Raw genomic sequence first — 18,284 nt, 5'->3', positions numbered from 1 at the left:
GTATAAAACACAATCTGAGGGGAGCGCATCTTATGTTATCACAGGATCAGAGGACTGTTTGTAACTATATAAAGGTTAGAATTCGTTATGATACGTTAAGCGATGCTATTATTGAAATGCACGTAGGAGACGACAGAGTGCCAAGTGAGGTATTAGACGCTTATGACTACTTAGATAATAGTGAGCGTGAAGAGGTATATGATTTGTGAAGGTAAGATCCTTTAGAGGGTCTTTTTCTTTTGCGTAAAAACATTATTTTATCGAATATCTGTGTTTGGATAGGGGAGTATGAAAGAGTATTAAAGAGCATGAGGGAGGTAGAAAAGACAGGAAAATTAAAGAATTATTTTATTAAAAATATAAAATAAATGTTTGTGTTTTGAAGATGGGTCATGATATAATTTACTTAAGTTAAAAAAATAAAAAAAGCGGAGGTAATACATATGAGCTACTACAATAACCAAGATACTAAGGTTGCAATGATGGGAATTCTTAAGGAAAAAGGGTGGAACGTTTTCGGTTACAAGGCCGATGAATCTGACTCTATGACTGATTATTTCTCGCCTGCTTACTGGGACGGTATCGCAGAATGTAATGGATATGTATTACTTGTCGATGTTTATAGCACTAGTATGAGTGGTCATCAAGTTACTAAAAGTGATTATAAAGTTGATTACAGTAAAATTAGAAAGCTTGAAGCAATGAGAGATGATAAGGCAAGTAGCGAGAATGAAAAGCGTTCTTGTGACGTTCAAATTAAACGCATGTACGACAAAGAAGCTAAAAATATAAAGGTTATCAGTGAATACCCTGTGTTCAGTCAAAGTAATCCTAAAGGCTCAAGCTGGCATATTGAAAAAGACGGCGAGATTATTGCAAAAGGAACTGGAGTGTTTTCATGCTATGAGTCTAATGACAAAGGTTTGATGAATCAAAAACTTAACAAAGTAATTGATCGAATTGAAAAGAAGATTAACGAAAGCACCAAACTTGTTAAGAAAATAGTAACTGAAACTAAAACAGTAATTAAACCAGTTGAAACAGGAAGCAAGACCATAGCTGTTGGGGATTTAGTTCAATTTGGTAACGCTGTTTGTTTCTATGAGGTTACGGACATTCAAGATCGTTGGATTGATTTTATTAGATTGGGTAAGAAAATGCAAAAGCTAAAGAATACGGGTGCAAACTTTAAACGCTATACTCTAACTTCTATTAGTAGAGGTTTAGAGAGCGATTATATTAAAGCTTACAGCCTTCAAGAAGTAACTGAAATTGCTGAAAAGGTTGTTTACGTTAAAGAAGAAAGAGCTAAGGAGCAAACTAAAGCAGAAGTTAAGGCTGTACAAATTGAAAGTTCAGAAGATGTAAAAACAACCGAAGAAAACAAAAAATATAAAACAAATGAAGTTGATGAGGTGGATGCTGTATCAATCGCAGTTGGAACGGGTACTAAGGGTAACGGTATAGAATTGACTTTTGCAAGTATTCCGAGCGAAGAGGCACGAACAGAGCTAAAAGAGATGGGATATAAATGGAATAGGCGTACAAAGGTATGGTGGGCAATTGAAACGCCTGATAGGTTGGAGTTTGCCAAGAAATTGGCAACTCCCAATGATAATGATACCAATGATAATGAGAAAGAACAAGCCGACAAAGAGGTAGAAGAGACTTCTGATCCTGTAGCAGTTGAATCGATAACTTTCAATTGGTCTGAATCTCCTTTTATTGACGAGGGGTTAACCGTTTCAAGTTTTTCAGAGGCTAACACATTGATTAAGAAAGCTGCTAGAGACATACATAGTGGCTATGATAAAACAGAGTTTGTTGTAACTTGGAAAGATGGAAGGCAACACGAAGGCCGAATAGACATAACAAGCTCTCTACATGCCCACATTGAAAACCCATTAGGGGAACATATTGTACATTGGTATGAGTCTATTAGCGGAAACCGAAAGCCTTCTGGACGGTCTCAAGATGAATATATAAATCATTTGCAGTCGATTTATAGCATAGGTGAAAAGGAAATGTTGGATTATAAAAACCTTCTTTCAAGTCATCTATACTCTGACAGGATAGAAAGGGCTGTTTTTTCTACAGCCTAAAAATGTAACCATTTCTTGTAATGAGTAGGTTTTTCACTATAACAGCAACCTCGAAAAATCGCTGTGATTTTAGCAGACAAAAAATAAAAATTAAAGGATGATAACTATGGATTTACTAAGCAAGTTAGCTAAAGTTGAAATTAAAAACGACACAAGAGTTAGCAAAAAGGATAGGCTATTTTGTGAGCAGGAAGAGGAAAAATATAAAGAGGCTTTAGAATTAAATAAGAAGGTAATTGAACTCATGGAGCCAATTGCGGATAAATACAAGCAGTATGAAAGTGATTATTCTTTTACTAAGTATATAACTCTTAGAGATATTCGAAAGATCGAAAACGAAATTGATACTTTGAGATATATGTTTGCATCCTCAGTCGTTGATTACTTTAAAAAAGCTTATAACGTGTCTTTAGAATCCAAGGATATACCTGATCTATACGGTGAGAAGATTATATATAACAATATTTTAGATGAGATTTTCAAGCAGCTTGGAGGCTTTAGTTTTACGCAGAAGGCGGAGGATGAACTAGTTAAAAACGCTCAAAACACCATTTATAGAGATGATAAAGTGCAAATAAGAAAGAATAAGCTTTCAATAACTAACTACATCTATTGGCGTGATGGATGGAATGGTTCAAAAGAGCTTTCTTGGAACGACAGTACAGCCACACCATTTTTGGTAGCGTTAAGTCATTACGATGCTCAAATCTACGAAATGACAAATTATTTTAGAAATGTTTATACTATGCTTCGTGATGGAGATGAAAAACATGACATTTTTAGTAAATTGGAATTAGGTTATAACAAAGTAAAGACAATGAAGTTCTTTAAAAATGGCAAAGTGGAGATAGAGTTCCAATCATATGAGCAAGCGGTTCAATTCTTTGAAAAATATCTGAAATCCTAAAATTAAAATTTGTTTACTTGTGTCACGAAGAAACTTAAAAATGAAATTAAAATTTGATTCACCTTATAACAGCCATCCCTAAAAATCGCTGGGATTTTTTCGAAAGGAGAAAATAATGAAATATAAAATTAGTAATCAATTAATTCCGCAGGAGCAGCGAAAAGATATAAATGAAAAGCTCTTATATCTAATTGATAACAAACTTACAGATGAATATGGAATCACTCAAGAAGACGTATTCAACTCTTACACTGGTGAAGGAGCTTTACACGGTCTTAACTTTGGTGATTTTAATAGTTTTTACGACTATACAGAAGCTAAGAAACAGCAAGAAAAAGGCCAGTTCTTCACGCCTCATGCGCTATCTAAATTTATTGTAGACTGCCTAAAACCCTCTATAAACGATTTAATTGGAGACCCTTGCTCTGGTATGGGAAACTTTTTCAATTACTTGCCTAACGAGCAAAACATCTATTCTAATGAACTTGATATGAAGGCGTTCAAAATCAGCTCATTTCTTTATCCTAATGCCTACTTAACTCATGGAGATGTACGTTTCTATAATCCAAAAACTCAACTTGATCTTATCATAGGGAACCCACCATTCAACCTTAAATTTCAAGTTGATGGTTCTGATATAGTAAGCCAGCTATTCTTCTGCATCAAGTCTCATGAGCTTTTAAAACCTTCAGGACTAATGGCTCTAATTGTCCCTAAAAGCTTCTTGAACGATGATTTCACGGACAGTGGAATGATTAAACAAATGAATGCTATGTTTAACTTTGTGGCGCAGTTTAATCTACCTACAGATCAATTTAAACAGTTTGGGGTTAACAAATTTGAAACTAAGGTTATGCTATTCCAAAAGAAATCTGAACACCTTGAAGACAAGCCATACACTATTACATATATAGAAAGTCCATATTTTGACGAAACAGGTTCTCAACAATTTTACAATGATTACGTGAAACCTTTAATTGCTGAAAAGCAGAATGTTAAAGCTAAGTTAATGCTCGAAGCTATCAAAAATGGCAGAGTAGATGAAGAATTTAATTACAAGGTTAAAAAGCTACTTTTTGCTATTAAGGATAATCCTAAAACCGTTAAGCATTATGCTAAGTGCGAGGAGTATTTAAATAAGCTTTACACTCAGAAGCAACCAGAAGGAATGGAGTATACTGAGTGGGCAAAGAAAAGAGTCACGGAGAATAAAGTAATTAGATACTTGAAAGATACTCTGAAGAAACAGCATAAACAAGAGGTTGATAAAACTGAGCTAGTAAGAACTCGTTATGGTTTAAAGTATAAAGCTTATAGTAGAAAAGAGAAAGTCTTGTTAGGTAAAATGAATGGAATTAAAGAAATTACGTGGAATGAGATGATTATCAAAGGCGATTACCCTTTTACAAATGAAAAATATAAAAGGATTTATAATAAGAAATTAAAAAGCTATGTAAACCAGTCGCAGAATTTAGATGAGATTAAGCCATCTGAAGAAATCAAAAAATATTTAAGCAATCTTGTTATAAAGGATGAAGTTAATTCTAACGAGATTAAGTTAAATGATATACAGAAGCAAGACACAGGTAGGATGCTAATGAAGCAATACGGATACTTACAATGGGGAACTGGATCAGGTAAGAGTATCTCAGCTATTGCACAAATGCTTTACAGGTTAGAGCATAGCAATATAGAGAATGTTTTTCTTGTCGCTCCTGCTATTGCTATCAATAACAATTGGGACGATATTTTAAAAAGCTATGGTATTCCTTACATTAGGATTAGAAAGCTTGCCGATATTGATAAAATTAAACAAGGTCAAATTGTGATAATGACTTTTAATGTCGTTACAAAATATAAGAAACAATTGAAGAGTTTAATTAGAATCCAAAATCAAAAAACAATGTTTGTACTTGATGAAGCGGACAGTATTTGCAATCCTTCTTCAAAGCGCACAAAAGCTGTTTTAGATTGCTTCCGTAGAGTTAAGTATAAACTACTTATGTCTGCTACAAGCACTAGAAACAACATCCCTGAGTCTTTCACTGCTTTTGAATTACTTTATAACAACTCACATAATTTGATGTGTCAGATTCCATTTGTGTTGTCCGAAGATAAGAAAAGCAAAGAGCTTGTAGAAAAAGAAAATAAATACTATATGAAGCCGTTCCCAGCTTATAAAAAAGGTCATAAATTGTTTAAAAAATCGTTTTCACCTGAAAAAGCAACTGTATTCGGAGTCGGTAAACAGAATCAAGATATCTATAACTCAGATGAATTAAAGCAGCTTATTAATAAAACAATGATTACAAGAAGTTTTGAAGAGGTAAGCGGTAAACAGCTATATAAAGTGGTTCAGAACACTGTTAGGTTTAATTCATCCGAAAATGAATTATACAGAGTGATAATAGAAGAGTTTCACCGTTTAGCTCATATGTTCAAATCTACAGGTAACAGTAGAAAGGATTCATTGTTAAGGATTATAAATCAACTTAACAGTTTGTTAAAAGCATGTGTAACACCCAATACATTTAAAGACTACACAGGCTCAGGATTACCATCTAAAGCCACCAAGACCATTGATATGGTTAGAGGTTGGAACGATGAGATAGTGGCAATAGGATGTACTCATGTTAAAGCTGTTAATCAATACGCAAGTTATTTGAGAAACGCTTTTCCTGATAGAAAGGTATTTGTTATCACAGGTGATAATGCAAACTTAGATCAGAGAAAGAAGATAATTGAGAAGCTTAAAGAGAGTGGAAATGGAATTTTGATTTCTACTCAGCAGTCACTAAGTAGCAGCATGAATATTGACTTTGTAAACAGAGTTTTAATTTTAGAATACTTTTTCAATTTCGCCAGCCATCACCAGTATTTTGCACGCTTCATTCGCTATACATCAACAGAACAAAAAGAAGTACATTTTCTTTCAGTTGAAAGCAGCATTGAATCAAATTTACTAAGCTTACTAATGGCCAAAGAAAAACTAAACTCATTCATGAAGAATGACGAAATAGACACAGAAGAAGTAATGGAGCGTTTCGGAGTAGACTTTGATATTCTTAGTATGCTAATGAGTAAAGAAACTGATGAAGAGGGTAAAAGCTACATCCAATGGGGAAAACAGAATGTTATATAATGTTTTATTAAAAATATAAAATAAATATGTTGACTTCTGTTTTCTTTATCTATAATATTGTAATTAAGAAGAACAACTACATAACAAGTTAAAATCATACTTTTATTGAAAGGGTTGAGAGTAACATGATCTCTTATGAGCCACTTTTTAAGACTTTATATAGGAAAGACTTACTTATTAAAGACCTTTACGAAGTAATAGGTTCAGACACAGCTACGAAGCTTAGAAAAGGCAACTCAATGCGCTTAGAAACGATAGAGCGACTATGTAAGCATCTACAAGTGCCAATTGAAGATGTTGTGAAGATCGATTTTAAAGAGTAGTTAAATCCAGTCTTTTAAAGGAAGTGTGAAAGGTGTATGCATTTGATAAAGATGAGCTAATCGATCTATATGTGAATCAAGGTCTGACAGATAGGCAAATTGGAGATCTTAAAAACATCGACCGAAGCTGGATTGTACATCTAAGGAAGAAATACGGTATTAAGTCAAGAGTCAGCAACCATGAGATTGCTCTGTCAGCAGTGATTGATCAATTGCTTGATAGAGGTTTTGAATTTAAAAACCTCAAAGAGCATAACAAAACGGCTAACTTAGATTTATTAGTCAATGGAAAGCATAGATGTAAAGTAATGTCCTCTGTTGCTAGTGAAATCGACTACTATAAATTTTCACTGACCACTAGTGCTGGAAACAATACGATAGCCTCCGAAGATAGAGTAATTCTTAGAAATGGGAGGCATAGACTTAAGTTTGAGAAGGTATGTGATTATTTAATCTTAGTCGGTATCAATAACAAAAGAATGAGCTATTGGATACTACCTTCAGATTCTTTTAGTAACACTCTTCAATCAATTAGTACCAGCCACAGTAAAGACAGTAAGTACAATGTGTATTTAAACAACTGGACTCCTTTGGAGACTAACTAGGGAGTCCAATAAACATGAGTTTTAAACAAATATATAAATTTTAAAAGGAGTGAATAGTGATGAGATTATACGCCTTTCAAACTGGACTATCATATATACTTAAAATAAATAATGTTAACTATAAAGAATTTGGCGAAATGATAGATGTAAGTAAGCAGCAGGTAAGTATGTGGGCATGCGGCAAACGAAGTATCCCTAAAAAACAATTTGTGAAATTCCAATCGATCGCTTTCTTATCAAAATTTGATAAAGAGTTGCTTGAAAGTGAGTTTGACTATCAATTGGAAGCTAAGATAAATAAAGTATTGCAAACTGGAGACTTAACATCTGGTGAGCTTAAACAGCTCAGAATAAATGTAATTCAAAAAAGAATGGAAGAGAATTTTAGAAATGATACTTCTGACAAATTTCTAAAGTGTATGGAATACACTTTAAATGAATACTTAGGAGGAGCGTAATATGAAAACTCTACATATCCGATTCACCAAGCTTGCTGCTGAAGAGAAGTGGATTTTAATTGGAGCCATAATGACACTTGGCTTCATGTATATTGCATCAATTGTAAATATATAAAATATAAATATAAATGCATGTACACTTTTAGTCTTAATGGCTGAATAAGGACTTTCAGCGACATACATAGCAGCCTAGAACACTTGCTGAGGGTTCTTCTTGAGTCATTAAGTATTTATATTGAATAGGAGTTGTAACAATGTCAAACTCAATCAAACTCACTAGAGAACTAATTGCTGATCTAGAAGCTGGATCATTCTTGAACGAACGAGTACACAAAACTTTTTATACAGGACAGGCCGATCATTGGTCTAAGATTCCTGACTACAGTACTAACATGTTAGTGATTAAGAAAGCATTAGAGACTAAGAGGGTTCAGAAGAAGTTTTATGCTATCCATACTTCATTAAAAGGCTACACAGTTATCTTTGACTACGGTAAGGAAGAAGTAAGTGGGAATACGTTTTGCGAAGCTATCTCCAAGGCCTTTGTTGTCGATTGGATGATACAAAACAACCTTACAAGTATAGTAGCGAATAAAGAATTACTAACAATATAAAATAAGTGTTGTAAAATTAATCGTCTTGAATTATTATTAAAAATATAAAATAAATAAAAAGGTGGTAAATGAAATGAACTTCGACGTATTCAATCTTAAAGTCGGTATGAGCGTTGTAATTAACGGCAAGAAAGGAACGATTAACGGAAACGAGAGAAGTAGATCTAAGATCATTTTTAACCCTCACATGTCTTATACAGAAGAACCTATTCACTATCAAGATGTTCGTAGCGTTAAGATTCTCAAGTACGAAACAGAAATGTTATAGGAGGGGATTAGATGCCTAATATATTGAGATATAAAAATGATAGTAACAATAATTTGAGAACTAAAAGCGAGAAAGATCTTACGGACATGTACCCCAACCTATATAAGTATCTAAATAAAGAAGACTGGAACGAGCTTGTTGAGGAATATCAAGCTGAGTTGGAGAAACGTGATAACTTCCTACAAACTCTAACTACAATGTCTGCTAGAGCAAAATACAACGAAGTCATTTATCAATATGGATAACACAGCGAACTTAGATTGGACTCATACATTAAGGAAGAATGAGCTGAGAATACTTCAAAAGGCAATTAACGAAAATAATATATCTGAGGTTGGTCATTGGCAAAAAGTAGCACGATCAAGGTCTATGAAGCGTATACGAAAGGACGGCTCATCACATGACCAAGCTAATTGATTTGAAGGCTCGTGACAAGGTTAGAGTTTTTGATGGAGATGAAGTTTACACCGGCTGGGTAGTTGAGGTGAATGGTTTCACAAATGAGCTTTGGATCACAAAAACAGGCTACTTGAACGAAGTACTTTACTTTGAAGGTGACTATAGAGTAGTAAAAATATAAAGGGGTGCTGATTCATGTTATTCGGTATAAGTGGAGAGGTAACTAACACAGCAGATATTAATAAGGCTTCCTTCAGGGATATCGAAGGAAAGTACATAATCGATTTTGAATTCCATGCAGATGTAGAAACATTTGATAATGAGCAGCAGGCTAGAGACTTTGTAAATGGGTATCTAGGGATTAGAAAAGGCATTAGTGCTAAAAGTAGAGAGTGGAGCTTAGGATCACTATATAAGACGATGGTGCAAGCAGATTATAATGATGGAATTGTTTACACAAAGGTTAAGGAAGTTGATATGAGCAATCTTAAAGTACTGAGCTTAGTTTAGAATAGGAGGTTAACACCAATGAATTTATTTGATTTAGAGAAGCTTGATGTTGACGACTTTTCAACCGGATACGGAGTTTTAAATAATTTATTGCTGGCAGCTAAAAGAGAAAATGCCAAACTAACTCCAGAAGAACGTGCTGAAATTAGAGCAAGGAATAAGGAACTACAAATTCGAAAAATAAGAATGGTTAAGGTAATTAAAAACATTTGTCCTGAGTGTGACGGGAAGCTTAAAAGGGGAAAGAAAGAGAAGGTATTGAGCTATAAGAGAACGTGGAATTGCTCTTGTTGTGAAAAACGATTTGTTGATACGGGTGAAAAAGTTACGCTATGAAATGGCAGTTTTATTGAAAATATAAAAACAAATTAATGGAGGTTTATATTAATGAGCAGATGGAAATGGATTGGCCGTGAGATTAATTCTGGTGGACGATATAAAAGGTTAGACTTACCAAATGGATCTTCTTTATTTAGAAGCGAAGGATTACCCTACTTACACTTCTTTGAGAATGAGATTGGGTTAAAGATACGTATTTCAAGTGGGAGTGTAATGGCACGAACTAACGAATTAATCGAAAAATGTTCACTAGAGGAAGTAGAGCAATTTCTATTTGAAGAGGCTATAAGAGAGATCGGTGTTCAAGGATTTGTTGAGCAAATAAACCGTAAGAGTGACGAAAAAGAATGGAAGCTCACCCTAGATAAGAAAGAGACAGTCCAATGAATATCTTCGGCTATGAGTTCAAAATTCATAAAGCAAATCACTATAACTGCGAATGGTACAACTATATTAGACCACGACGATTAACTCTTAAGGGTGGAGCACCGGTGTATAAGTGGCTGTGGTGGGCGGTAGCTAATCCTGAGAAGGTCAAGGAATATGATTACTTTGAAAGGTTGAAAATCAGAAAAAGAGAGGAGGAGTTTAAAAATAAATATCGACACCTTAACAGATAATGAACTAGATAAAACATTACTTTGGATTGAAGCACAGATAACGAAAGCTGATCTGAGAGGTATGCCCACTGCTAGCTCAAGAGTCAAGCAGTTTAAAGAGTGGAAGATAGCATGTCTTGAGAAAAAGATGGAGTGTATTGAAGGTAACTATTTAAAATTTTAGATAAATACATATACGAATATAAGAAGGAGAGTTTAATTATGGAGTACGAATTAAAGTATGTTGCAAAAGAATATCCTCACGGCTGGTCATTATGGATTGTGCGTGATGACAAGAAGTTTATGATTGGATCTGCAATCAAGACTGAATTGGAAATGAATAATCTAATTAGTAACATCAAACTCGAATCAAAAGAACGCATGTCGAGAGAAGAGAAGCTGTTAGACGAAATTAAGAAGCTTAAAATTTATAAGCAAAGCTATGAGGAACTTATGAGGAAGCTCGAATCAAGGAATGCTGAGACGCAATAAAGTTATAGTTTTATCGAATATATAAAATAAAATAAACCAACTAAAGGGAGGGCTGCTATTGATCGTATACGGAGCCGAACCATATAACACAACTAAACAGATTAATCACATAGTTAAGAAGCTAAGAAAAGACTTTAAACGTCTCATCGAGTGGAATAGGGAAGATGGGTATATAACTTTCAAGGCCGTTGCTTGGGAACGTACAGTACAATAGGATTTGCAGCACTGTTTACATATAAAACTACATATGAATAACTTAAAACCTTAGATATTTATTAAAAATATAAATATTTTAAGGTTTTTTGTGTTTTACTACTTGCTTTTTGAGACGACCAATGGTAAATTTAATGTAACGAAAAAATAAAAATATAAATTTAGTTACACGGATGTTTCATACATCTACTTATCGGGCATATTATAAAATATATAAAACTTGAAGGAGGAAAGAAATTAATGGGTAAACTTATTCAATTTAATCAACTAGAGAGAACTGCACAAGTCGAAGAGGAGGTAAAAGTTGCAGTCAACGATCATTACATAGCTAAACCAACTAAGCAGCAAAAGAAATCATCAAGAGAGCAAGCCATGAAAGATCTACAACGTGGATACATGGAGCTTCTACCAGCTTACTACACAAGTTTAGAAAACGAAGGTAAATAAAATTATATTGATTATTTAATTAATGAAAATATAAAATAGGAGGTTCGGGAAAATGAGTGCTGAGAAAGTAGTACCAATTAGAGAAGATTATAATTTTGTTTCTATAATAGAAGATTGGTTAATGGATACTGGTCGTAATGGGGGAAGCCAGGCCACAAAAAGCGCATATACCACTGATATTAAGCAATTCTTTTCTCTTGTGAAAGGTATAAATAATATAGAATTAATCAAAAACAGCGATGTTCAAATATCTCACGATGATATCAGCAACTTCATTAAAATACTAAGATTTCAGAAACAATTAAAGGAGTCATCCATTAATCGAAAACTTAAAGCCTGCAAAAGTTTTTATAAATATTTATATAAGAAAGATATTGACATTGATATCAATCAAAAGGTTGTCAGTGGGATAGAAACTAAGAAAGCAGATTCTGATAGTTACGCTACTATTAATAAAAATCATGTCTTAGAAATTGCCGAAATAGCTAAAAATGAGCGTAGATTAGGCAAGGAAAAGAAATATCTAATACTATTTGCTTTTGACACTGCACTCAGACTTCAAGAAATATTAGAAATGAGAACTTCTTATTTCACTGAGTTTGATGAAGAAACATATCATTTTCAGATCATAGGTAAGGGTGGTAAAAGAAATGATCGCTATCCAAAAAAATGGTTTATAGATGAAATTTGCAAAGAATTAAATATTGATATAAAAATTGATCAGCCTTTATTTCAAATTTCGGATAATGCAATTCAAGATTTCTTCACTTTAAGATTAAAAAAACAAGAGAAATATAAAAACATGAATAATGTGGTTTTCCATAGTGTTAGGGGAGCAGGAATAACAGCTTTTTATTACAACACTAAAGATCCGGCAGCTACAATGAGATACGCTCAACACGACAGCTTTGATACTACAATGCGCTATATCACTGTTGCAGAGCGGAATTACGCTGGTTCTTATGCAATGCTTAAAGAGTTTGATATGAGTAAATTAGAGAGTGTTTCTAGAGAAAAATTATTAGATTTAGTTAAAGAACTTCCTCAAGATGTATTAATGACTATGTTAGATAAATTAAAATAAAGTATGTTTTTAAGGGTTTTTATTTTTAATACGTTTCTAGAAAAGGAAAAAGTATATGTTTTTCTGGATTTTTAAAAAGTAAGTGAAAAATATATTGAAATTCCTTTTATATTTTTTCTAAATGGTCTATAATTAGAGAATAAATAAAAATATAAAGAGGTGAAATTTTTGTTTGTAGAAGCAAAAGGTAAGTTGTTAGAAAGAATTAAAGATGAATTAGGTAATTATAATAAAGGTACAAAATTAGTAGAACTTCAAAAGGCTGTATCAAATTATAAAGTTTCTACTGGGAGAGTCATCTCAATTTTAAACAATCCAAACCAACTTGATGAAATGGATGAGGCAGAGTTATATGTATTTACTAATGCTCTATATAGTTTAAATAGTGTAGATGCCTTAAACCCAAGCAACTATTTCACAAACAATGAGATTAAAGATTATGGATCAACTTTCGAGGGTTATGTGAGTGATAAGATTACATTTCCACATACTTTTGATAATGCTCATCAGGTTAATGATGAATATATAATATTTGTTGATATTGCTACATTAAGAAGATTAGATAACGGTGGAGAAGTTAGATATAACGAAAAAACTCAGCGAAGTGGCAAAGAAGTTAATGGAGTGTTTGAAGCGGATATTAATATGAATCATGTTAACCAGATGAGAGAGCTGCTTAAGAAACAAGAATTAGAAAGTTCTTTATTAGTTTTTAATGCTAGAAGAGATACTGCTGACGATATGAATGTTGGAGAAGTTGTATATAATAAAGAATTAAATAAGCTGACAATTACTAAGGGGACTTTATTTGATTGTATTGATGGATATCACAGATTTCTAGCTCTAACTGGAGAGCAGGCAAATAATCCTAGTATTGAAATGCAGGTTCCAATTAAGATTAAGAATACCTCTGAAAAAGGGGCAAGAAGAGCTTTTACACAGATTAATACCTATCACCCTATATTGACCTCTCACAAGCGTAGAATGGATGAAAATGACCTTGGAGCAGAGGTAATTAGACGTTTTATCGAGGACTCTCAATTAGGCAGTAAGGTAGCTAAAAACTCACAAATAAATTCAGCAAATACGCTTACTACTTTTGCTACATTAGCTAGTGCAGCAGACAAAAGCTTTGATTTAAATGATCGAAGCGACACTAAATATGCTGCAGATTATCTAGTAGAAGCTCTTGATGAAGTTACGTATACATTCCCTGAATTGATGGATAATGCATTGCCCTCTAACAGGCAGTCGTTGCTTTATAAAACTGCATTCTGGGGCGCATTAGTTAATCTAACTGGGAAAGCTAAAGAAATGAAATTAAATTATAAAGCAGTTGCAAAAACGATTAAAGACATTGATTTTAGCTATGATAATTCTTTATGGATTGAACTTGAAGTTATTAAAGAGGATAAAACAATTTCATCAAATGCAGAAACTAAACTAACTAAATACTTTTTCTCTATAATAGAAAATAATTAAATAGCTCTCATAAAAGGAGATGGAATGAATGACTGTTAAAGAAATATACAATGAGAAAAACAAAAAAGCATTTCTAAATGAAAATTATAAATCAGAGAAAACTAAAGAACAGTATGAAATACTTTTTAAGAAGTCTAGTATTAATGAGAGTATCTTTGAAGAGGACTTATACGATTTTGATTTAAATCAAATTGCAGACACTATTTATGGAATGAATTTAAGTCAATATAGTGCAAGACAAGCTGTAACAGTATTTAGAAACTATATAGATTGGGCAATAAAAAATAATTTAGCTAAGAAAAATACAAACAGGCTCAGAGAAATAAGTGGGTCTGAATACTTATCTAGTTTATTTGATAGTTCTAAAGTTTTATTATTGCATATTGATGAAGTTACTCGTTTTGAAGATGAAATTTTTAATAGTTATCGAGAAGCAGTAATATCTCGATTGATTTTTGAGGGTGCTTGGGGCAAGGGTGGTTCAGAAATTATTAATATTAAAAACAACTCAGAATTTATTGATGCCGATCAAAACAAACTTAAATTAGTTGATGATAATGGAGAAGTGAGATATATAAAAGTCTCAGATAGATTATTAGAACTAGCTAGAAAAGCTGAGAATGAAAATATAATTAAAGGATCTTCAGGAAGAGAGTATCCTTTATATAAATACGAAGATAGATTAATAAAATTAAATAGAGAAAATACGCTTCCTAGTCAAACAAGTACATTTTTAAATAGAGAAATAAGCGCTCATTATAAAGAAGAAGGTTATAAACAATTTAAAAGACAGACGTTGAGATTGTCAGGTATGTTGTATATGGCCAAGAATTTGTTAGATAGAGATGGGGAATTAAAAAGACCCCAGTGGAAAGAGATAGCTGATCAATTTGGTATTAGTGAATTAGAAAGTGGATTAGCAAACGCTCGTATTTCAGACTTTAAAACAGTTATAAATGAAGAGAGAATACAAGAGATATACGGATAATTTTAATCAACTAAATCCCTGTAAAAGGGCTTTAGTTAATACATAAAAATAAAAATATAAAACAGTGGACAAAGATATAGAGATGGGTTATACTAGCATTAGTTGGAAGTCATGTCCAACTGTATAGATTTTTGTCTGATTTTTGTCAATAATCTATGATTCGACAAAGATGTATACAGTTCAACAAAAAATACCCCTAGCCTTGGCGAACTTGCCATAATATACTAGGGTTACATTGAAAGAGGAAAATGGTAGGAGTAAAGTACCTTGAAATGTACTACATGCTAAACGAAAGTGTACAAAAAGAGGCCAAGCTCCTTTTGTCCTACTAACTTTTTACAGTTGTCCACTCATAAAGGTCTCGAACTTCACACCCTATCGCTTCTGCTACAGTCATTGCTGTTTCGAGATTCATGATAGTATGATTATTGGCATAGCTAGATAATGAAGAAGGGGCTATTCCAGTTAGATCAGCGAGTTGGGCATTAGTCATGCTGTACCTATCAAGTATGTAGTGGAGTAGGCATAATTTGGCTCTAAACTTTACGGCCATAATTGCCAAACCTCCATTGAATGAAATTATAACTTATATTAACATTCATTCTCATTTAAGAAAAGTGATTGCACGAACTATCTTACTTTTGGAGTTGGGATAAATGACAGTAGCCATGAAAGAAGTGATAAAACTAAAATTCCATAAAGACTCTACTCTTTGTACTAAAGTATCTGGACTAATAAACAGTAAGAGGCAGGGTATCTATCAATTTCTTAATAACGATGATAGAGAGATGTCTAGTCTGCCAAACTTGCTGAAGTTATTAGAAGCCATTGAAATTGAGAATAGAGATGAAGTTCTAGACGATTATTTTCAAATCATAAAAGTAAATACCACTTTTTCAAAACAAGCTTTAGAATATTCTTTTATGAACAGATTGGCTAAGAGATACGAAATGCTTGATAGACTCGAATCTTTAGGAAATAGAGAAACTAAAGAATGGTGTAAGTTTTATAAATTAATTGAAAGAGTAGGCATGAAAGGTTTTAATGAGCAATTTGATTCATTAAGAACTAAAAATGAAACATTAAGTGTTCTGAAGAAGATACTTCATATAACTCATTTGTATAAGATTGAACTGTTTGATGAGTGTGCAGATGTTTGCTGCACTATGGAAAAGCACCTCTCCAAAGTCGATGATGAACTTATCCAAAAAAGTTATAGAGTAAGAGTTTATAGAGTCATGTCTACAGTAGCTCTATTTTTAGGTAGAGTAGACGAATGTAGAAGAATGACTAAGAATTTGATTGATTTTGCTAGTGAATGTTCTCTTACAAAGGGTGGTGCATACCATCAAACTGGTATGTCTTATCTTTTTACTAGTTATGAGCTAGGGATTATAAACTATAACAAAGCACTTGCTAATTATAGTGAAGAAGAGATTGTTTCGAGTGATATAGTTAGCTCAATTAATGTGCATAATGCATATTGGAAAGTGAAACCTTTTGGCGTATCAGCAGATATTAACTCTGCTATTCAAGATAGAGTTGCAAATCTAGTTTGGGTGAATAGGGACTATAGTAGAGCGGATCAACTTCTAGATAGCTATAACGAGGATAACCTTTCAACAAGGGAGCTTGCTTTTCATTTTTACTTCAAGAGCATTATACATAATGATTTTAGCTTCCTAAGCAAAAGTGTTAAGGCGTTTAGATCACTTGGAGATAAGTTTTATATAAATCTTGCCCTCAAACAAATGAGAGCTATGGGAATTCCTGAAGAAGTAGTCGAACTTATTTAAAGCCGTATATTCTTTAAAGGAGGTGATATTATATGTTAAAGAAAGCATTAGCAGCAGTACTAGTTGCAGTAGTATTAGTTACAGCTTCCGTTGCGACAATGGAGGCAAAGTCTGACGATGTGATTTTTCAGCCAATGACAGGCGGTAAGCCGCCTTGGCAAGCAAAACCTTAATTTTACAAATTAAATACCTGTTCTTATTTTAAATGACATATAAGAAAGACGCTGATCCAATAAGGAAATAGCGTCTTTCGTCATTTAAAGTGAATGTAACTGAAAAAATATAAATGTTTTTTAGTTACATTTGGTGATTACAGTTCACTAGATGCTAAATTTGTAGTATGATAGATAAAAGAGGGAACGAACGTTCGATTAGAAGACAAAAAATTAAAGGTGGGGCTTTGAATGACATCAAAAGATAAGGACTATGAAGCAGTAGGACAATTGAGAATTGACTTTCGTAAAGGCATAAGGGCTACCAGCGAATCAGAGGCTTGGATGAAGGTCATTAAAGACATGGTGTCAGTTGGAATTGATCCAGTGGAAGTAACTGTTAAGATGTCTGATGGACAAGTCATCACCATTACAACAAAAGAAATTTTGGACTATGTTTTTGAAATGAATGATGAATTACAAGAAAAATAGACTACATAGCATTTGCGGTGCTAGTAGCCTAGAGTTAGTTCATTGGTTATATAAATTAACTAAATGAAGTATAGCACAACTGAATAAAATATACTACGAAATTCGCACAGCGAGTAATGTTAAAGTTTTATTACGCATTACTCGCTGTTTTGCGTTTATTTGTTGTTTATATAGGAAATTAAAGTATAATATATTCCTAGAATAAAACTTATTGTGGTAAAATAAAGAAATTAACTAGGTCTTAAATAACTGTATTTTATTAGGAAGAAGGTTAATTTAAAATGTATAACTTATTTAAGGAAAAAGAAGTAAGTAGTTATGAGGATATTCAGGTGCAACTCCAAGAAATAGAGAAATGTATGATGCTCACTCCTAGCTACAGACTTAAGGGATTAACTTTTAAACGTTTTCGAGAAGTGTTTGGAGAAAAACATAATGATAAGCTATCTGGCATTTACTTAATCACTAATGAACATGATGAAGTGGTATATGTGAATCATTCCGAATGGCTTGCTAAAGACATAGGAGAGCACTTTAGGCAGCTTTCTCCCATGAAGGCTCCGCTTACTTATAAAATGGCTGACATGCTTAGAATAAAGCCAATAGAGGCCAGAGAAATCATAGAGGACAAATACAGTGTAAGATTTATTGTGATCAAAGATATCCATCTAAGGAGCGTGTCTGAGATATATTTTGAACTGAACCATAAAGCACAATATTCAAATTACAGGTTGCAGTGAAAATGCATAAAAGGCGATTCTTAGGCAGTCGCCTTCGAAACAAAGATCATTTATTAAAAATATAAAATAATCGTTGACTATGTATACACTATTCTATATTATAGTAATTAAGAAATAAAAAGATAGTTTTAA

At 33.0% G+C, this 18,284-nt stretch carries 25 protein-coding genes; 24 read left to right on the top strand and 1 reads right to left on the bottom strand.

The window, feature by feature from the left end; all coding sequences use genetic code 11:
* Positions 1-32: 32 nt before the first annotated feature.
* The 20 genes from ACQKKO_RS03900 to ACQKKO_RS03805 all read left to right on the top strand — a co-directional run bounded on the left by ACQKKO_RS03900 (position 33) and on the right by ACQKKO_RS03805 (position 14,972).
* Positions 33-209, top strand: a complete 177-nt coding sequence (locus ACQKKO_RS03900) for a hypothetical protein (protein WP_498644512.1) — start codon at positions 33-35, stop codon at positions 207-209.
* Positions 210-443: 234 nt separating this feature from the next.
* Positions 444-2,102: an LPD25 domain-containing protein gene (locus ACQKKO_RS03895; protein ID WP_498644510.1), complete on the top strand. Its 1,659-nt coding sequence runs from the start codon at positions 444-446 to the stop codon at positions 2,100-2,102.
* 106 nt (positions 2,103-2,208) lie between these two features.
* Entirely contained in the window at positions 2,209-3,009 is an 801-nt protein-coding gene (locus ACQKKO_RS03890) for a hypothetical protein (protein ID WP_498644509.1), read from the top strand.
* A 115-nt stretch (positions 3,010-3,124) separates the two neighbouring features.
* Positions 3,125-6,151, top strand: coding sequence for a DEAD/DEAH box helicase (locus tag ACQKKO_RS03885; protein WP_498644507.1), 3,027 nt, complete (start codon positions 3,125-3,127; stop codon positions 6,149-6,151).
* A gap of 125 nt (positions 6,152-6,276) precedes the next feature.
* Positions 6,277-6,474: a helix-turn-helix domain-containing protein gene (locus ACQKKO_RS03880; protein WP_498644505.1), complete on the top strand. Its 198-nt coding sequence runs from the start codon at positions 6,277-6,279 to the stop codon at positions 6,472-6,474.
* Between the two features lie 32 nt (positions 6,475-6,506).
* The gene (locus tag ACQKKO_RS03875; protein ID WP_498644503.1) at positions 6,507-7,079 is read left to right on the top strand and encodes a hypothetical protein; all 573 of its coding nucleotides are present in this window, start codon (positions 6,507-6,509) and stop codon (positions 7,077-7,079) included.
* A gap of 59 nt (positions 7,080-7,138) precedes the next feature.
* Positions 7,139-7,537 (top strand): hypothetical protein, encoded by a 399-nt coding sequence (locus ACQKKO_RS03870; protein ID WP_498644501.1) that lies wholly within the window; start codon positions 7,139-7,141, stop codon positions 7,535-7,537.
* 254 nt (positions 7,538-7,791) lie between these two features.
* The gene (locus tag ACQKKO_RS03865) at positions 7,792-8,151 is read left to right on the top strand and encodes a hypothetical protein (protein ID WP_498644499.1); all 360 of its coding nucleotides are present in this window, start codon (positions 7,792-7,794) and stop codon (positions 8,149-8,151) included.
* Between the two features lie 73 nt (positions 8,152-8,224).
* Positions 8,225-8,419, top strand: coding sequence for a hypothetical protein (locus ACQKKO_RS03860; protein ID WP_498644497.1), 195 nt, complete (start codon positions 8,225-8,227; stop codon positions 8,417-8,419).
* Positions 8,420-8,430: 11 nt separating this feature from the next.
* Positions 8,431-8,664 (top strand): hypothetical protein, encoded by a 234-nt coding sequence (locus tag ACQKKO_RS03855; RefSeq protein WP_498644495.1) that lies wholly within the window; start codon positions 8,431-8,433, stop codon positions 8,662-8,664.
* Positions 8,665-8,819: 155 nt separating this feature from the next.
* Positions 8,820-8,999: a hypothetical protein gene (locus ACQKKO_RS03850; RefSeq protein ID WP_498644493.1), complete on the top strand. Its 180-nt coding sequence runs from the start codon at positions 8,820-8,822 to the stop codon at positions 8,997-8,999.
* A gap of 14 nt (positions 9,000-9,013) precedes the next feature.
* Complete coding sequence (locus ACQKKO_RS03845; RefSeq protein WP_498644491.1) at positions 9,014-9,328, top strand: hypothetical protein; 315 nt, start codon at positions 9,014-9,016, stop codon at positions 9,326-9,328.
* Between the two features lie 18 nt (positions 9,329-9,346).
* On the top strand, positions 9,347-9,664 hold the full coding sequence (locus ACQKKO_RS03840) for a hypothetical protein (RefSeq protein ID WP_498644489.1): 318 nt from the start codon (positions 9,347-9,349) through the stop codon (positions 9,662-9,664).
* Between the two features lie 51 nt (positions 9,665-9,715).
* On the top strand, positions 9,716-10,054 hold the full coding sequence (locus ACQKKO_RS03835; protein WP_498644487.1) for a hypothetical protein: 339 nt from the start codon (positions 9,716-9,718) through the stop codon (positions 10,052-10,054).
* A 434-nt stretch (positions 10,055-10,488) separates the two neighbouring features.
* Positions 10,489-10,758, top strand: coding sequence for a hypothetical protein (locus ACQKKO_RS03830; RefSeq protein ID WP_498644485.1), 270 nt, complete (start codon positions 10,489-10,491; stop codon positions 10,756-10,758).
* 58 nt (positions 10,759-10,816) lie between these two features.
* Entirely contained in the window at positions 10,817-10,972 is a 156-nt protein-coding gene (locus tag ACQKKO_RS03825) for a hypothetical protein (protein ID WP_498644483.1), read from the top strand.
* Positions 10,973-11,211: 239 nt separating this feature from the next.
* The gene (locus ACQKKO_RS03820) at positions 11,212-11,418 is read left to right on the top strand and encodes a hypothetical protein (protein WP_498644481.1); all 207 of its coding nucleotides are present in this window, start codon (positions 11,212-11,214) and stop codon (positions 11,416-11,418) included.
* Positions 11,419-11,470: 52 nt separating this feature from the next.
* On the top strand, positions 11,471-12,502 hold the full coding sequence (locus ACQKKO_RS03815; RefSeq protein WP_498644480.1) for a tyrosine-type recombinase/integrase: 1,032 nt from the start codon (positions 11,471-11,473) through the stop codon (positions 12,500-12,502).
* Positions 12,503-12,670: 168 nt separating this feature from the next.
* Complete coding sequence (locus ACQKKO_RS03810) at positions 12,671-13,984, top strand: DNA sulfur modification protein DndB (RefSeq protein ID WP_498644478.1); 1,314 nt, start codon at positions 12,671-12,673, stop codon at positions 13,982-13,984.
* Between the two features lie 28 nt (positions 13,985-14,012).
* On the top strand, positions 14,013-14,972 hold the full coding sequence (locus tag ACQKKO_RS03805; protein ID WP_498644476.1) for a phage lytic cycle repressor MrpR family protein: 960 nt from the start codon (positions 14,013-14,015) through the stop codon (positions 14,970-14,972).
* Between the two features lie 328 nt (positions 14,973-15,300).
* On the opposite strand, the gene ACQKKO_RS03800 is transcribed toward ACQKKO_RS03805, so the two are convergent.
* Positions 15,301-15,525 carry a helix-turn-helix domain-containing protein gene (locus tag ACQKKO_RS03800; RefSeq protein WP_498644474.1) on the bottom strand — a complete coding sequence of 75 codons (225 nt, stop codon included), beginning with the start codon at positions 15,523-15,525 and terminating at the stop codon, positions 15,301-15,303.
* A gap of 103 nt (positions 15,526-15,628) precedes the next feature.
* On the opposite strand from ACQKKO_RS03800, the gene ACQKKO_RS03795 reads away from it, so the two are divergent.
* The 4 genes from ACQKKO_RS03795 (at position 15,629) to ACQKKO_RS03780 (ending at position 18,152) form a co-directional block, all read left to right on the top strand.
* Positions 15,629-16,768: an AimR family lysis-lysogeny pheromone receptor gene (locus tag ACQKKO_RS03795; RefSeq protein WP_498644472.1), complete on the top strand. Its 1,140-nt coding sequence runs from the start codon at positions 15,629-15,631 to the stop codon at positions 16,766-16,768.
* A gap of 32 nt (positions 16,769-16,800) precedes the next feature.
* A complete protein-coding gene (locus ACQKKO_RS03790; protein WP_498644470.1) occupies positions 16,801-16,941 on the top strand; it encodes a hypothetical protein in 141 nt (46 codons plus the stop codon).
* A 231-nt stretch (positions 16,942-17,172) separates the two neighbouring features.
* The gene (locus ACQKKO_RS03785; RefSeq protein WP_498644468.1) at positions 17,173-17,412 is read left to right on the top strand and encodes a hypothetical protein; all 240 of its coding nucleotides are present in this window, start codon (positions 17,173-17,175) and stop codon (positions 17,410-17,412) included.
* Positions 17,413-17,693: 281 nt separating this feature from the next.
* Complete coding sequence (locus ACQKKO_RS03780; RefSeq protein ID WP_498644466.1) at positions 17,694-18,152, top strand: hypothetical protein; 459 nt, start codon at positions 17,694-17,696, stop codon at positions 18,150-18,152.
* Positions 18,153-18,284: the final 132 nt, after the last annotated feature.

Source organism: Alkalihalobacillus sp. NPDC127517 (assembly GCF_050276055.1).
Lineage (GTDB): Bacteria > Bacillota > Bacilli > Bacillales > Bacillaceae_D > Alkalicoccobacillus.
The sequence above is the reverse complement of the archived record's forward strand: the minus strand, read 5'-3'. Positions and strand labels throughout refer to the sequence as shown.

Coding starts and splice junctions, on each gene's coding strand:
- ACQKKO_RS03900 (WP_498644512.1), top strand. CDS start 33: ATGTTATCACAGGATCAGAGGACTGTTTGTAACTATATAAAGGTTAGA.
- ACQKKO_RS03895 (WP_498644510.1), top strand. CDS start 444: ATGAGCTACTACAATAACCAAGATACTAAGGTTGCAATGATGGGAATT.
- ACQKKO_RS03890 (WP_498644509.1), top strand. CDS start 2,209: ATGGATTTACTAAGCAAGTTAGCTAAAGTTGAAATTAAAAACGACACA.
- ACQKKO_RS03885 (WP_498644507.1), top strand. CDS start 3,125: ATGAAATATAAAATTAGTAATCAATTAATTCCGCAGGAGCAGCGAAAA.
- ACQKKO_RS03880 (WP_498644505.1), top strand. CDS start 6,277: ATGATCTCTTATGAGCCACTTTTTAAGACTTTATATAGGAAAGACTTA.
- ACQKKO_RS03870 (WP_498644501.1), top strand. CDS start 7,139: ATGAGATTATACGCCTTTCAAACTGGACTATCATATATACTTAAAATA.
- ACQKKO_RS03865 (WP_498644499.1), top strand. CDS start 7,792: ATGTCAAACTCAATCAAACTCACTAGAGAACTAATTGCTGATCTAGAA.
- ACQKKO_RS03860 (WP_498644497.1), top strand. CDS start 8,225: ATGAACTTCGACGTATTCAATCTTAAAGTCGGTATGAGCGTTGTAATT.
- ACQKKO_RS03855 (WP_498644495.1), top strand. CDS start 8,431: ATGCCTAATATATTGAGATATAAAAATGATAGTAACAATAATTTGAGA.
- ACQKKO_RS03850 (WP_498644493.1), top strand. CDS start 8,820: ATGACCAAGCTAATTGATTTGAAGGCTCGTGACAAGGTTAGAGTTTTT.
- ACQKKO_RS03845 (WP_498644491.1), top strand. CDS start 9,014: ATGTTATTCGGTATAAGTGGAGAGGTAACTAACACAGCAGATATTAAT.
- ACQKKO_RS03840 (WP_498644489.1), top strand. CDS start 9,347: ATGAATTTATTTGATTTAGAGAAGCTTGATGTTGACGACTTTTCAACC.
- ACQKKO_RS03835 (WP_498644487.1), top strand. CDS start 9,716: ATGAGCAGATGGAAATGGATTGGCCGTGAGATTAATTCTGGTGGACGA.
- ACQKKO_RS03830 (WP_498644485.1), top strand. CDS start 10,489: ATGGAGTACGAATTAAAGTATGTTGCAAAAGAATATCCTCACGGCTGG.
- ACQKKO_RS03820 (WP_498644481.1), top strand. CDS start 11,212: ATGGGTAAACTTATTCAATTTAATCAACTAGAGAGAACTGCACAAGTC.
- ACQKKO_RS03815 (WP_498644480.1), top strand. CDS start 11,471: ATGAGTGCTGAGAAAGTAGTACCAATTAGAGAAGATTATAATTTTGTT.
- ACQKKO_RS03805 (WP_498644476.1), top strand. CDS start 14,013: ATGACTGTTAAAGAAATATACAATGAGAAAAACAAAAAAGCATTTCTA.
- ACQKKO_RS03800 (WP_498644474.1), bottom strand. CDS start 15,525: ATGGCCGTAAAGTTTAGAGCCAAATTATGCCTACTCCACTACATACTT.
- ACQKKO_RS03795 (WP_498644472.1), top strand. CDS start 15,629: ATGACAGTAGCCATGAAAGAAGTGATAAAACTAAAATTCCATAAAGAC.
- ACQKKO_RS03790 (WP_498644470.1), top strand. CDS start 16,801: ATGTTAAAGAAAGCATTAGCAGCAGTACTAGTTGCAGTAGTATTAGTT.
- ACQKKO_RS03785 (WP_498644468.1), top strand. CDS start 17,173: ATGACATCAAAAGATAAGGACTATGAAGCAGTAGGACAATTGAGAATT.
- ACQKKO_RS03780 (WP_498644466.1), top strand. CDS start 17,694: ATGTATAACTTATTTAAGGAAAAAGAAGTAAGTAGTTATGAGGATATT.